The sequence below is a fragment of the Polaromonas sp. P1_G4 genome (genome assembly GCF_056405475.1).
Map to the genome: position 1 here is coordinate 1 of NZ_JBFUCA010000055.1, position 13,309 is coordinate 13,309.

Annotated in this window: 12 protein-coding genes and 2 pseudogenes; 2 read left to right on the forward strand and 12 right to left on the reverse strand. The window is 62.1% G+C overall.

Annotated features, from left to right (window positions below; genetic code table 11):
* The 6 genes and pseudogenes from AC1D1X_RS04695 to AC1D1X_RS04720 form a co-directional block, all read right to left on the reverse strand.
* Positions 1-454: pseudogene (locus AC1D1X_RS04695) on the reverse strand (ABC transporter substrate-binding protein); the annotation flags it as partial.
* Between the two features lie 72 nt (positions 455-526).
* Positions 527-1,807, reverse strand: coding sequence for a glucarate dehydratase family protein (locus AC1D1X_RS04700; protein WP_477669698.1), 1,281 nt, complete (start codon positions 1,805-1,807; stop codon positions 527-529).
* Positions 1,808-1,818: 11 nt separating this feature from the next.
* Entirely contained in the window at positions 1,819-2,883 is a 1,065-nt protein-coding gene (locus AC1D1X_RS04705; RefSeq protein ID WP_477669699.1) for a Bug family tripartite tricarboxylate transporter substrate binding protein, read from the reverse strand.
* 166 nt (positions 2,884-3,049) lie between these two features.
* A complete protein-coding gene (locus AC1D1X_RS04710) occupies positions 3,050-4,093 on the reverse strand; it encodes a LacI family DNA-binding transcriptional regulator (RefSeq protein ID WP_477669700.1) in 1,044 nt (347 codons plus the stop codon).
* Between the two features lie 37 nt (positions 4,094-4,130).
* On the reverse strand, positions 4,131-4,505 hold the full coding sequence (locus tag AC1D1X_RS04715) for a hypothetical protein (protein ID WP_477669701.1): 375 nt from the start codon (positions 4,503-4,505) through the stop codon (positions 4,131-4,133).
* Between the two features lie 17 nt (positions 4,506-4,522).
* Complete coding sequence (locus tag AC1D1X_RS04720; RefSeq protein ID WP_477669702.1) at positions 4,523-5,317, reverse strand: SDR family oxidoreductase; 795 nt, start codon at positions 5,315-5,317, stop codon at positions 4,523-4,525.
* 70 nt (positions 5,318-5,387) lie between these two features.
* Here AC1D1X_RS04720 and AC1D1X_RS04725 point away from each other — a divergent pair, with 70 nt between their 5' ends.
* Positions 5,388-5,957 (forward strand): SH3 domain-containing protein, encoded by a 570-nt coding sequence (locus AC1D1X_RS04725; RefSeq protein ID WP_477669703.1) that lies wholly within the window; start codon positions 5,388-5,390, stop codon positions 5,955-5,957.
* A 22-nt stretch (positions 5,958-5,979) separates the two neighbouring features.
* On the forward strand, positions 5,980-7,041 hold the full coding sequence (locus tag AC1D1X_RS04730) for a M48 family metalloprotease (protein ID WP_477669704.1): 1,062 nt from the start codon (positions 5,980-5,982) through the stop codon (positions 7,039-7,041).
* Between the two features lie 145 nt (positions 7,042-7,186).
* Here AC1D1X_RS04730 and AC1D1X_RS04735 read toward each other — a convergent pair whose 3' ends face one another.
* The 6 genes and pseudogenes from AC1D1X_RS04735 to AC1D1X_RS04760 all read right to left on the reverse strand — a co-directional run.
* Complete coding sequence (locus AC1D1X_RS04735; RefSeq protein WP_477669705.1) at positions 7,187-8,101, reverse strand: DMT family transporter; 915 nt, start codon at positions 8,099-8,101, stop codon at positions 7,187-7,189.
* A 42-nt stretch (positions 8,102-8,143) separates the two neighbouring features.
* Positions 8,144-9,754 carry a gamma-glutamyltransferase family protein gene (locus AC1D1X_RS04740; protein ID WP_477669706.1) on the reverse strand — a complete coding sequence of 537 codons (1,611 nt, stop codon included), beginning with the start codon at positions 9,752-9,754 and terminating at the stop codon, positions 8,144-8,146.
* A gap of 124 nt (positions 9,755-9,878) precedes the next feature.
* Positions 9,879-10,847, reverse strand: coding sequence for a Bug family tripartite tricarboxylate transporter substrate binding protein (locus tag AC1D1X_RS04745; protein WP_477669707.1), 969 nt, complete (start codon positions 10,845-10,847; stop codon positions 9,879-9,881).
* Between the two features lie 109 nt (positions 10,848-10,956).
* Positions 10,957-12,468, reverse strand: a complete 1,512-nt coding sequence (locus AC1D1X_RS04750; protein WP_477669708.1) for a tripartite tricarboxylate transporter permease — start codon at positions 12,466-12,468, stop codon at positions 10,957-10,959.
* Between the two features lie 12 nt (positions 12,469-12,480).
* On the reverse strand, positions 12,481-12,966 hold the full coding sequence (locus AC1D1X_RS04755) for a tripartite tricarboxylate transporter TctB family protein (RefSeq protein WP_477669709.1): 486 nt from the start codon (positions 12,964-12,966) through the stop codon (positions 12,481-12,483).
* A gap of 152 nt (positions 12,967-13,118) precedes the next feature.
* Positions 13,119-13,309, reverse strand: a pseudogene (locus tag AC1D1X_RS04760) (type II/IV secretion system protein); the annotation flags it as partial.

The following is a 13,309-nucleotide window of genomic DNA, read 5'->3' on the forward strand; positions in this document are numbered from 1 at the left end:
CCATGACGGCCAGGCCGTTGGTCAGGTCCTGCATCTTGCGGGCGCTGGGCTGGTAGTTGTCCATCAAATTGGGGAACTTCGCGGCATGCGCAGGCAGCATGGGCTCCCAGAGATTGAGCGCCATGCCGGCAGCCAGCGCATCGGTGCCGGTCAGTACCAGGTCGATGTCAGTGCGGCCAGCGGCCTGCATGGCCCGGATTTTTCCGGGCAGCTCGGGTGCCGGCGCCTTGGTGAAGGTAATGCGCGACACCAGGTTCGGATTTTTCGCAGCAAAACTTTCCAGTGCCTCCTGCGTCAGCGCCAGGTTGCCCGCCACGTCGACGACATTGAGCGTCACGGGCTCCGCATGGGCCGTTCCGGCCATGAATGCAGATATGCCCGCGAGCGATGTCAGAAAGCCTGCGGCCCACAGGCCCCGGGCCAGGCGGGACTTCAAATACTTGAACTTGCTCATGATCTTGTCTCCTTCGTTGTTGGTGTGAACTGCAAACAGGAAATGGAAAAATGCGAGGCTCCTGCCGGCCTCTTAAAAACGCGGGCTGATGCCGGAAAACCCCGGCTGGTACTTGCGCATCTGCGCGAGGTCGTTGCGGTTGCGGATGCCGCAATCCAGGTATTGCCGGTGCAATTCGGCCAGCTTGGCCTGGTCTAGTTCGACGCCCAGGCCGGGCGCCGTCGGCACCTTGACTGCGCCTTGGTCGAATTGGATCCGTCCGCCCTTGATGACTTCTTCTTCTTGCCAAGGGTAATGCGTGTCGCAGGCATAGGTAAGGTTGGGAATCGCGGCGGCGGCGTGCGTCATGGCCATCAGGCTGATGCCGAGGTGCGAGTTCGAATGCATGGACATGCCCATGCCGAAAACGCTGCACATGCGCGCCAGTGAGGCCGTGGCGCGCAGGCCACCCCAGTAGTGGTGGTCTGACAGCAGGATACTGACCGCATGCGTGGAGGCATTGCGCTTGAACTCCTCCATCGTGGTGACGCACATGTTGGTCGCCAGCGGCATGCGGCAGTGCCGGGCCAGCTCGGCCATGGCCTCCTGGCCGGGTGCCGGGTCTTCGTAGTATTCCAGCAAGTCATCGAGTTCTTTTGCGGCGGCGATGCTGGTCTCCAGCGTCCAGTTGGCGTTCGGGTCCAGCCGCAAGGGCACACCGGGGAAGGCCTTGGACAGCGCCTTCATGGCGGCGATTTCTTCAGTCGGCGGGAACACACCGCCCTTGAGCTTGATGCTCTTGAAGCCATAAAGGCTCACCATCCGCTGCGCCTGCTTCACAACCTGCTCAGGCGTAACGGCTTCGCCCCAGGCGTCGGGTGCATAAGGTTTGTCAGCGTGCTCTGCGTATTTGTAGAACAGATAGGCGCTGTAAGGCACCTCTGCGCGTACGGCACCGCCCAGCAAGTCGCACACGGGCATGCCCAGGATCTGCCCTTGCAGGTCGAGCATGGCGACTTCCATCGCACTGATGACCTTGTCGGCATTTTTGGCAGTGTGCGAGCCCGGTGCAAGCTCGAACTGCACGCTGCCGTCAGTGGCGTGTCCGGGCTTGATGGCTGCGCGTACGCGCTCTTCCATGACGTTCAGCCCAAACGGAGACAAGCCGAGGACCAGGGCACGGGCCTGCTCCAGCACTTTCACCATGGGCTCGTCACCATAGGTTTCAGAGATGCCAACGCGCCCGTCCGAAGTTTCCATCTCGACAATGCTGCGCAGCGCCCAGGGCTCGTGGATACCGCTGGCGTTGAGCAGCGGCGCATCGCGAAACGCGATGGGCGTGATTCGGACTGCGCTGATTTTGATACTTTTCATCCGCCCAACCATCATTCAGCCTTGATGCCGGCGACCTTGATGACCCGCGTCCAGCGGTCCAGCTCCCGTGCCACGAACTGTGTGTATTCCGTACTGCCCTGGGCCGGCACCACAAAACCGTTGGCCTCCATCCGCGCGCGGATGGCGGGGGACTGCATCGCGTTGACAGCGGCAGCTTCTATTTTGTCCACAATGGGCTTGGGCGTGCCTTTGGGGAGCGACAGGCCGGACCACGACAGAGCGGAGAAACCGGGGTAACCCGATTCGTGAATGGTGGGCACGTCCGGGTACAGCGGATTGCGCGCCAGGCTGGTCACAGCCAGGGCCCGGAGCTTGCCCGCCTTGATATGCGGCAACGCCACATCCTGGTTGATGAACATCAAGGGTATCTGTCCGCCGAGAATATCCGTCAGCATGGGGCCGCCGCCCCGGTAGGGAATGCCGACCATGAACAGGGGCTTGCAGTTTTCTTTTTTGACGCCCGAGCAGGTGCCGACGGTTTGCTTGAGCAGCTCCATCGCCATGTGCCCCGAGGCCGCAGGCACATAGCCATAGCTCAGTTTGCCGGGATTGGCTTTCCCGTAAGCAATCAGCTCCTGGAAGGTGTTAAAAGGCGCAGAAGGATGGACCACCAGCACGTTCGGTCCTGAATGGACCTGCGTGACGTGGATGAAATCCTTGACAGAGTCGTAGCCGAGCTTGGGGTTGAGACCGTGCGCAACCGCATTCTGGCCAACACCTGTTTGTATCAGCGTATAGCCATCGGGCGCGGCTTTGGCGCCCTTCTCTGTGCCGATGACCCCGCCCGCGCCGCCGAGGTTCTCCACAATCACGGGCTGCTTCAGGGCTTTTGTCAACTCTTCCGCAATCATGCGTCCCATCACATCGCTGGTGCCGCCTGCCGGGAACGGAACAATCAGCTTGATCGCCCTCGACGGGTAGTCGGTCTGGGCCTGAACTGGAAGGGCCAGCAGGCCCACGGCCGCAGCCGCGCACACGAAAGCGGCCCTCGCAGCCTTGGCGCCAATAGCGGTTTTGAGAAACCCGCGCCGCGCACGCATAGTGTTCTGACTCATGTTTGTCTCCTTTTTATTTGCCGGCGGCAAGGTCGGTGGCCTGCATCGCATTAGCAAAACAAGGGGCTGGGGCCGCCTGACAACAGAAAATTAATTGACTATTGCCTCAACCAATTTGTTAGCGCTAACAAATGAATATTAGGATAAAGGCCCACCGTGCGTCAAGTCAGGCGCTGGCTCTTTTTACTATGAGAAACCCTAGGTCTCGCACCCGCGCGCCGACGTCGCGGTTTTCAGCGACGTCGAGGATGAATCGGGCCGCCTGACGACCTATGGATGTGCCGTCGATACGCACCGTGCTCAGGGAGGGATGGGTAAAAGCAGCAAACGGGAGATCACCAAAACCCATGACCGCCACATCACCCGGAATAGACAGACCCAATGCCTGGGCCTCGGTGATGACGCCGTGGGCAATGACGTCGGAACCACAAAAAACCACATCAATATCAGGATGACGCGCGCGCAGGTCGGCGAAACCGGCCCTGCCGTTGGCCAGCGATGAAGGCGCAGGCACGGTACAGACCGGGATGCCGTGCACGCCCAGCTCGGCCAGCCGCGCCTCGAATCCGGTGCGGCGGCGCATGGCGCGCTGGTCTTCCGCGATGACCACACCGGGCCGGCGAAAGCCCTGGTCGTACAGGTAGTCTGCTACCGCCGCGCCGACTTTCTCGTGGGAGAAACCCACAATCATGTCTATGGGCGTGGGCGTGATGTCCCAGGTCTCGACGATGGGAATACCCGAGGCCAGCAGGCGGCGCCGCCCTTCCGGCGAATGCATGATGCCGGTCAGCACGATGCCGTCGGGCCGTCGGCCCACGATGGCATCGATCAACGCGTCTTCGCGCGCGCCGCCGTAGCCGCTTTGCCCAAGGATCAGCTGGCAGCCGGCCTCGGCCAGTGCGTCGGTCAGCGCCTGTATGGTTTCCAGGAACACCGGGCCGGCGATGGTGGGCACCAGGGCCGCCACCAGGCGGCTGCGATTGGACGCCAGGCCGCCGGCGATGAGGTTAGGCACATAGCCGCTGCGCGAAATCGCGCTGCGCACGCGCTCCAGGGTTTCGGGGGACACGGCCGCCGGTGTGTTGAGCGCGCGCGACACCGTGATGGCCGAAACACCGGCCAGGCTGGCCACGTCGCTGAGGGTGATGCCGCCGGTTCCGGGGCGCGGGGCGCGCTTGGCTTTTCGCAGCGTCTCTGTGGGTGACTTCATGCCCGAATGTTAACGCTAACTTGAGTGCCTTCGGCACTCAATCCTGGTCCAGGCCGAAGTGCCGCCTGAACGCATCGCAAAACTCCGCGGTCCCGCTGAACGACAGGGTCAGCGTGTGCCGCGGCTTGCCGGGCGTGCCGGCTTCCACCTTCAGGCGATGTGCTGCCTCGTCATAGCGCAAGGCCTCGGGTGCCGTCATCTCCTGCATGCCATGCAGGTCGTAGTCCCAGTCAAAGCCTTCCTCGAGCGGGCCGCGCCGCCCGGGGAATTCCGCATGCGCCCACGCCAGCACCTGGACGACCTCGGCGTGCGCGGCCTGCACCTGCTCGGGCCAGGTTGACGCTACAGCCTCCAGCGTGCCCGTGCCGTCACCGTCTTCCGCGTAATCGAAGTGGAGGTAGTCCAGGCTCAAGGGCGGGCGCTTAATGCTCAATAGGTGCCCGGATAGGCCCCGCCGTCGGCCAGCACGTTCTGCCCTGTCATGTAGGCGGCATGCATGCTGCACAGGAAAGCGCAGATGGCGCCGAACTCTTCGGGCGTGCCGAAGCGCTGGGCCGGGATGTTCTTGCGGCGCGCGTCCATGATGGCCTCAAGAGGTTGACCGGTTTTTTGCGCCGCGCCGCTCATGGTGCCGCGCAGGCGGTCGGTGTCGAAGGCGCCCGGCAACAGGTTGTTGATGGTGACGCCCTGCGCCGCGAGTTTGGTGCGTGCCACGCCGGCCACGAAGCCGGTCAGCCCGCTGCGCGCGCCGTTGGACAGGCCCAGGATGTCGATGGGCGACTTGACCGAACTGGAAGTGATGTTGACGATGCGCCCGAAGCCGCGTGCCGCCATGCCGTCGACCGTGGCCTTGATCAGTTCAATGGGGGTCAGCATGTTGGCATCCACCGCCTTGAGCCAGGCATCACGGTCCCAGTCGCGGAAGTCGCCGGGCGGGGGACCGCCGGCATTGGTCACCACGATGTCGAAGTCCTTGCGCAGCGCAAAAACCGAGGCGCGGCCTTCGGGCGTGGTGATGTCGGCGGCAACATACTGAACGCTGGTGCCCGCGGGTTTGGCCTTGTCCGCCTTCAGTTTTTCAGCCGCGGCCTTCAGCGTTTCTTCGCCGCGGGCCACGATCTGCACATGCACGCCTTCGCGCACCAGCGCCTCGGCGCAACCCAGACCCAAACCCTTGCTGGCRCCGCAGACCAGCGCCCATTTGCCTGCAATACCCAAATCCATAATAATTCCTCATTACAACCACGGGGGAGAGCGGCTCATGATACTGAGTAAATACAAAATGCAGGCGGGAATGGTTATCGCTCCCCTGCTCACATCCATGCTGGTTTTCAGTGCGGCGGCACAGGCCCAGCCGCAAGGCGAGGCCGTACTGATCAAGCGCGCAGCCCAACTGCGCGAAGGTCCGGGCGAATCGGCCCGCAGCCTGGCCCCGCTGCCGGTTCAAACCTCGGTGACCCGGCTGGGCGAGCGCAACGGCGCGTGGATCAAGGTCCGCACTGCCGACGGCACCAGCGGCTGGGTGCACATGTTTGACATCACGGCCCCCAGCTCGCAGGCCGGTGCCGGCACCGGTGCACTGCGCAGCCTCTCGAGCTTTTTCAACAAGGGCAGCGCACAGGCGCCGGGCGGCGCAGTTGCCACATCCACCGTCGGCATTCGCGGCCTGGGTGCGGAAGACCTGGCCAATGCCGTTCCCAACCTGGCGGCCGTGGCGCAAGCCGACGCCAACCGTGCGAACGCTGCGCAAGCCAGGCAGTTCGCGGGCGGTGCCTCGCTGAACGTCCGGCAGGTCGATCCCCTGCCCACACCCACACCGCCGGCTGCCACACCCAGCACCAGAACCGAACAATACGGCGGCTAAAAACAAGACAAGAGGCAGCGCAATGAATCTTCACACCCTCCAAACACTGGCAACGCCCGCACGCCATGCGGTTTTTGCATTGGCCCTGCTGGCCGGCCTGCTCCCTCTGGGCGCTCATGCCCAGGATGCGGGCAAGGCGCTGGGCGGCCTGTTCCAGTCACTGATACGCCCGAACCAGCCGGCGCAGCCCGCCCCCGCGCAACCCAACTCAGCGGCCGGTCTGGCCGGCGCGTTGCTGGGCGCCAGCCTTACACCGGGCGGACAGCAGGCGGCCCAAGGTGGTGACCTGTTCCAGCTGTTGTCGCAGTCGCTGGATCAGATTGACGAACCACGTGAAATCCAGATCGGCCAGCAACTGGCCGCCGTGCTACTGGGCAGCAAACCGCTCTATCCTGACGTGGCCGCGCAGCGCTATATCAACCAGCTGGGCCGCTGGATCAGCCTGCAGTCATCGCGGCCCGACCTGCCCTGGACCTTCGCCATCCTCGACGACCCCGGCTTCAACGCATTTGCCACGCCAGGCGGTTATGTCTTCGTCACCAAGGGCCTGATGGACCGCGTGGCGGACGAAAGCGAACTGGCCGGCATCCTGGCCCATGAAATCACCCATGTCACAGCCAAGCACCACCTGATCGCCATGAACAAGGCGGCACGCGCCGGCCTTCTGACGCAGGTGATCAGCTCTCAGCTGAAGAACGACCTGGGCGGCCTGGTGTCGTCGCAGTTGCTGGCGCTGGGCAAGAACATGTACACCAAGGGGCTGGACCAGCAGGACGAGTTTGACGCCGACCGTACCGGCGTGGCTCTCGCCGCGCGCGCAGGGTTCGATCCCTACGGCCTGGTGGCGGTGCTGCAGCAACTGCGCAGCGCAGCGCCTGACGATGCGCTATTCGCCCTGTCGCTCAGCACCCATCCACCGGCACAGGTTCGCCTGAACCAGCTTGAGCAGGCCATGGGTAACCGGCTCGATGCTTACGCGGGCCAGCCGTCCGTCACGGTAGCGCAGCGAATGAGCGCTTCGAACCGCCGGCCTACCGCGCAGGCACCCGCACCCACGCGCACTACCGGCAAGAAAACGAACTAGGACGTAACGGGCCTACGACGGCGGCACTTCTTCACCAACCGGGGCCGCGGGACTGGCTTTGCCAGACCGCAGGCGCAGCGGCCCCTGGGTAATGAAAAGGGGCAGGGAGAAGCCGCAGGCTACACGAAGTGAGCAACCGTGGGGGCTATCTGGTTCTGGTAAAGACGAATATTCCGGCGATGACTAAAACCGTCCCCGCCGCCACCCAGGCCGTGAACGGCTCACCCAGAATCAGCACACCCATCAGGATGGTGGACATCGGGCCCACCATGCCGGTTTGCGCGGCCATGCTGGCGCCGATGCGCTCGATCGCCATCATCACCATCAGCACGGGTGCAGCCGTGCACAGCGTGGCATTGAGCAGTGACAGCCAGATTACCTCCGGCGCCACGGCTGCCGCGCTCATGGGACGCAGCAACACAAACTGCAGCAGGCAACACAGGCAGGCCACGGTGGTAGCCAGCCCCACCAGGCGCAATGAGCCGAGCCGCCGGACCATCTCACCGCTGTAAACCAGATAAAGCGCGTAGCTCACCGCGCTCAGGAACACCAGCAGCGCACCCCAGGCAGCGTCCGCACCCTGCAGCGTGATCTCGTGACCGAACACCAGCACCACACCGCAATAGCTGATGGCCATGCCGACAATTTGCAGCGCGCCAACTCGGCGCTTGTACAACACCAGGCCCAGCAGCAACACCAGCGTGGGATTGAGATAGAGGATCAGCCGCTCCAGCGAGGCACTGATAAATGCCAGGCCAGCGAAGTCCAGGAAGCTGGCGAGGTAGTAGCCGGTAAAACCGAGCCAGAGCACGCCCAGCCAGTCCTTGCGCGTCAGCGGCGCCTTGCCCCGGCTGGCCCACCACGCCATCACCGCAAAGATGGGCAGCGCAAACAGCATGCGGTACATGATCAGCGTGACGGCGTCGACGCCGTAGCGATAGGCCAGCTTGACGATGATGGCTTTACCGCTGAAGGCAATCGCTCCGAAAGTGGCGAGCAGCAAGCCGGGCGCTATGCTTTTGGTAGCTGCTTGCGCATGACCTGCTTGGTCTGCAGGCATTTTTATATCGGATGTGTCGGGCGTATCGGTCAAGGTGGTTGCTTAGAAACCCACGGCCTGGCCGTCACGGCGTGGATCGCTTGCCGCGACATAACCCTCGACCTTGGGATTGCCGGCACGCCAGATGAACTGACCAGCGCCGAAGTCCTGGTAGGAGTCGTTGATGACTTCCATACGGTGGCCACGGTCGGCAAGGCCCTGCACGGTACTCGGGTCCATCGTGGCCTCCACATTGATCTCCAGGCCGGCGTTGTAGCGCCAGCGCGGCGCATCGCAAGCCACCTGTGGGCTCTGGCCGTAGTCCAGCATGCGCACCAGTGTCTGCATGTGGCCCTGCGGTTGCATGTTCGCGCCCATCACGCCATAGCTCATCACGGGTTTGCCGTCCTTGCTGAGGAAGGCCGGAATGATGGTGTGGAAAGGCCGCTTGCCAGGCGCGACCTGGTTGGCGCCCGTCTGCAGGCTGAAGGCGTGTCCGCGGTTCTGCAGGCTGATGCCGAACTCCGGCTCGACGCAGCCCGAACCAAAACCCATGTAGTTGCTCTGGATGAAGCTCACCATCATGCCGTTCTCGTCGGCCGCCGTCAGGTAGATCGTTCCACCCTTGACGGGGTTGCCCGCGCCAAAGTCCTGTGCCTTTTTCATGTCGATGAGTTTGGCACGGGATGCAAGGTACGCGTCATCGAGCATTTGCTCGGCCGTCACCTCCATTGACGAGGGCTCGGCCACGTACCGGTAAATATCGGCAAATGCCAGCTTCATGGCTTCGATCTGCAGGTGCTGCGAATCCACGCCGTCAACCGGCAGCCCGGCCACATCGAACTTATCAAGGATGCCCAGCGCAATCAGCGCCGCAATGCCCTGCCCGTTCGGCGGAATTTCGTGCAGGGTATAGCCCCGGTACTCCTTGCCGATGGGTTTGACCCATTCCGGCTTGTAGCTTTCAAAATCTTTGGCGGTGATGCTGCCGCCGTTTTGTGCGGAGAATTTTTCGATGGCCTGGGCAATGGCGCCACCGTAATACGCCGTGCCCCTGGTTTGCGCAATCGAACGCAGCGCTTTGGCCGCGGCCTTGAACTGGAACAGCTCACCAACATTCGGCGCCCGGCCCCAGGGAAGGAAAGATTGGGAAAAACCTGGCTGCGACTTCAACTCCTCCGTAGCAGCCGCCCACTTCTGCTGCACCACGGGCGGCAACAAATAGCCGCGCTCGGCGATTTCAATCGCAGGCTCCATCAGGTCGGCGAAGGGCAGCTTGCCGAAACGCTCGCTCAAGGCTACCCAGCCGGCCACCGCGCCCGGTACGCTCACGGAATCCATGCCGCGCTTGGGAGGCGTCTGCGCATCGCTGCCGTATTTGCGCTTGAAGTAATCCGGCGTCCAGCTTTGCGGCGCGCGGCCCGATGCATTCAGTCCATGCAGTTCCTTGCCGTCCCAGAGGATGCAGAAAGCATCGCTGCCCAGGCCGTTGCTGACAGGCTCGACGATGGTCATGGCGGCTGCAGCAGCGATCGCGGCATCTACTGCATTGCCGCCCTTGAGCATCATGCGCAAACCGGCCTGTGCGCCCAATGGGTGCGAAGTCGAAACAACGTTGCGGGCAAACAGCGGCAGGCGGGTGGAGGTGTAGGGGTTGCTGTAGTTGAAATTCATGGGTCACCTGTTGAAGGCAAGGCAAAGAAAAAATGGGTGCCGGCGGTCACGGTGTGCAACCGCAGGCGGGAAGTCAAACTGACCRGCATCGTCACGACCAGGCGGCGCGATGCGGTGAAAGGCATCAATCGGCGCTGATTTTCCGCTCGACAATGATTTTCTTCCACCTGGCCGTGTCCGTCTTCACCATGGCCGCAAAGGCCTGCGGCGTGCCACCCGTGGGTTCCGCGCCCAGCCTGGCAAAGCGGTCTTTCACATCGGCATCGGCCAGGGCTGCGTTCACGGCCTGGTTGACCTTGCCTGCCAGGTCTGGCGCCATGCCTTTGGGGCCGTAAACCCCGAACCAGGTGACCGACTCAAAGCCCGGCAGGGTTTCCGCCACCGCTGGCAGATCGGGAGCGAGCGCCGTGCGTTTGAGGCTGGTGACCGCAAGGACCCGCAGCTTTCCATCCTTCACATGCGGCATGCCGGTGACGAAGGAGTCGAACAGCACGTCGATCTTGCCGCTGATCAGGTCCGGCATGGCCAGCGCCGTACCGCGGTAAGGGATGTGCAGGATGAAGGTCCCCGATTGCGCCTTGAAGTACTCGCTCATCAAGTGGATGATGGTGCCGTTGCCGCTGGACGCGTAGTTCAAACGCCCGGGGTTCTTGCGTGCATGATCGATAAATTCGCCCATGGACTTTGCCGGCGACGTGTTGGGCACCAGCACCACGTTGGGTGAACTTGCCACATAGGCAATCGGCGTGAAGTCGGTTTCCGCGTTGTAGGGAATTCGGGAGTTGACGGCCGGCCCGATGCTGTGGGTGCTTGAAGTCGCCAGCAGCAGCGTGTAGCCGTCAGCAGGCGATTTGGACGCCGCATCGGCGCCTATCGTGCCGCCGGCGCCCGGCCGGTTTTCGACCACGACCGTCTGGCCGATTTTCTCGCCCAGCTTTTGCGACAGGGCCCGTGCCAGGATGTCCGTCGCACCGCCTGCCGGAAACGGCACGATCATGCGAATGGGTTTGGACGGGTAGTTCTGGGCCATGGCGGGGCCCGCGAAAGTTACGGCGGAAGCCGCAGCCAGGGAAATAATATGTCTACGTTTCATCTGGCCATTGTGCAACGATTTTGAGCGCCGACTATGTGGCAAACAGGCAAAACAAAAGGCACCCGAAGGTGCCTTTTTTCGCATGCGCTTTCGCGCCGGCTCCTGTCGATTATTCCTCGACGAAAGCTTCTTCCCGTTTGTTTTTGATGCTCGGCAGCAACACGATGACCAGCAGCAGCAAGGCAGCTCCCAGCAGCCCGGCCGACAGCGGACGCGTCACAAACACGCTCCAGTCGCCGCGCGAAAGCAGCAGGGCCCGGCGCAGGTTCTCTTCCATCATGGGGCCCAGGATGAAGCCCAGCAGCAAGGGAGCTGGTTCGCAGCCGAGCTTGACGAACATGTAGCCGATCACACCAAAGATGCCCACCATCCAGATGTCGAAGGTGTTGTTGTTGGTGGAATACACGCCAATCGCGCAGAAAAGCACGATGGCCGGGAACAGGTAGCGGTAAGGCACGGTCAGCAGCTTGATCCACATGCCGATCAGCGGCAGGTTCAGGATCACGAGCATCGCGTTGCCGATCCACATTGAGGCGATCAGGCCCCAGAACAGTTCGGGGTTGCTGGTCATGACCTGGGGGCCGGGCTGGATGTTGTGGATCGTCATGGCGCCCACCATCAAGGCCATCACGGCATTGGGTGGAATACCCAAAGTGAGCAACGGAATGAAAGACGTCTGCGCGCCGGCGTTGTTCGCCGACTCGGGTGCGGCCACGCCGCGGATGTTGCCCTGGCCGAAAGGCACCTCGCCCGGCTTCGACTTGATCTTCTTTTCCAGTGCATAGGCAGCGAAGGCCGCGAGCAGCGCGCCACCTCCCGGCAAAATGCCCAGTGCAGAACCCAGGAAGGTACCGCGCAGCACGGCCGGCAACATGTTCTTGAAGTCCTCCTTGGTCGGGAACAGGCCCGACACCTTGGCGGTGAACACCTCGCGCTCATGCTCAGGCTGCGCCAGGTTGCTGATGATTTCGCCGTAACCGAACACACCCATGGCGATGGTCACGAAGCCGATGCCGTCGGTCAGTTCGGGAATGTCAAAACTGAAGCGGGCCACGCCGGAATTCACGTCAGTGCCGACAAGGCCCAGCAGCAGGCCCAGCACGATCATGGCAATCGCCTTGAGCAGCGAGCCGGAAGCCAGCACCACGGCGCCGATCAGGCCCAGAACCATCAGGGCAAAATATTCAGCAGGGCCGAATTTGAAGGCCAATTCGGTCAGCGGCGGCGCAAATGCGGCCAGTATCAAGGTGCCTACGCAACCGGCAAAGAAAGATCCCAGGCCTGCCGCGGCAAGCGCGGGCCCGGCCCGGCCTTTTCTTGCCATCTGGTACCCGTCAATACAGGTCACCACTGAAGAKGATTCCCCCGGCAGGTTCACCAGAATGGCGGTGGTGGAGCCACCGTACTGGGCGCCGTAATAAATACCGGCCAGCATGATCAGCGCCGACACGGGTGGCAGCGCATAGGTGGCCGGCAACAGCATGGCGATCGTAGCCACGGGGCCAATGCCCGGCAGAACCCCAATCAGGGTGCCCAAAATACAGCCGATCAGGCAGTACAACAAATTGATGGGCGTGAATGCCACGCCAAAGCCTATCGACAGGTGAGACAGCAATTCCATTTTTTATTCTCCTTAGCCGATAAAGAATGGCCAGACCGGGAACTGCAACTTGAGCAGAACGACAAAAGCGAGGTAGCTGCCGATGGCCAGCACCGTCGCAAGAATGAAAGTGTTTTTGACCTTCCAGCCTTCTTCAGCCATGCTGGAAATGAAGGTCAACGCATAAATCGCCACGATCATGCCCATGGCTGGAATCTTGATGCTCGGCAAACCGGCCAGCAAAATGCCGAATAGCAGATTGGCCAGGATGATGAAGGAGAGGGGCTTCCAGGCCCATTTGCCGATCTTGTCGCCGCCCACGGTTTCCACGACCAGTGCCTTGAAAGTGATCGCGGCCCCCAGAACAGTCATCAAAATACCCAGCATGAGGGGGAAGTAACCCGGTCCCATACGGGCACCCTCACCCACGTTGTAGGTGGTTGCCCCCCATGCGAACGCCACACCGACGCCCATGAACATGAGGCCGGAGAAAAAGTCTTTCTGACTCTTGATATTCACGGCTGTCTCCTCAATACATATATAAAAGAAAGAATCGGTGGATTGTGCATTCAATCACCCGGCCCCCGCCATGTGGCTTTCACTTACCTTTCGTAATCTTTTGGCTTACCTCTTGCTTACAACGGGCCGGCCGTTGTAAAAGGCCCAAGGACTCAGGCCAAAGGCGGGGTGGAGGCCAAAATTTCCTCGATGGTTGTCAGGCCCTCTGCCACTTTCAACGCGCCGGCCAACCGAAGCGGGCGCATACCTTCACTGACCGCCTGGCGGCGCAGCGCATCGATATTGGGCTCTTTCGAGACTTTTTCCTTGAAGCCTTCCGTGACGGTCAGCAGCTCATAAAGAC

Excerpts from the sequence above, each read along its gene's own strand:
- AC1D1X_RS04700 (WP_477669698.1), bottom strand. The coding sequence starts at position 1,807 with ATGAAAAGTATCAAAATCAGCGCAGTCCGAATCACGCCCATCGCGTTT.
- AC1D1X_RS04705 (WP_477669699.1), bottom strand. The coding sequence starts at position 2,883 with ATGAGTCAGAACACTATGCGTGCGCGGCGCGGGTTTCTCAAAACCGCT.
- AC1D1X_RS04710 (WP_477669700.1), bottom strand. The coding sequence starts at position 4,093 with ATGAAGTCACCCACAGAGACGCTGCGAAAAGCCAAGCGCGCCCCGCGC.
- AC1D1X_RS04725 (WP_477669703.1), top strand. The coding sequence starts at position 5,388 with ATGGTTATCGCTCCCCTGCTCACATCCATGCTGGTTTTCAGTGCGGCG.
- AC1D1X_RS04730 (WP_477669704.1), top strand. The coding sequence starts at position 5,980 with ATGAATCTTCACACCCTCCAAACACTGGCAACGCCCGCACGCCATGCG.
- AC1D1X_RS04735 (WP_477669705.1), bottom strand. The coding sequence starts at position 8,101 with ATGCCTGCAGACCAAGCAGGTCATGCGCAAGCAGCTACCAAAAGCATA.
- AC1D1X_RS04740 (WP_477669706.1), bottom strand. The coding sequence starts at position 9,754 with ATGAATTTCAACTACAGCAACCCCTACACCTCCACCCGCCTGCCGCTG.
- AC1D1X_RS04745 (WP_477669707.1), bottom strand. The coding sequence starts at position 10,847 with ATGAAACGTAGACATATTATTTCCCTGGCTGCGGCTTCCGCCGTAACT.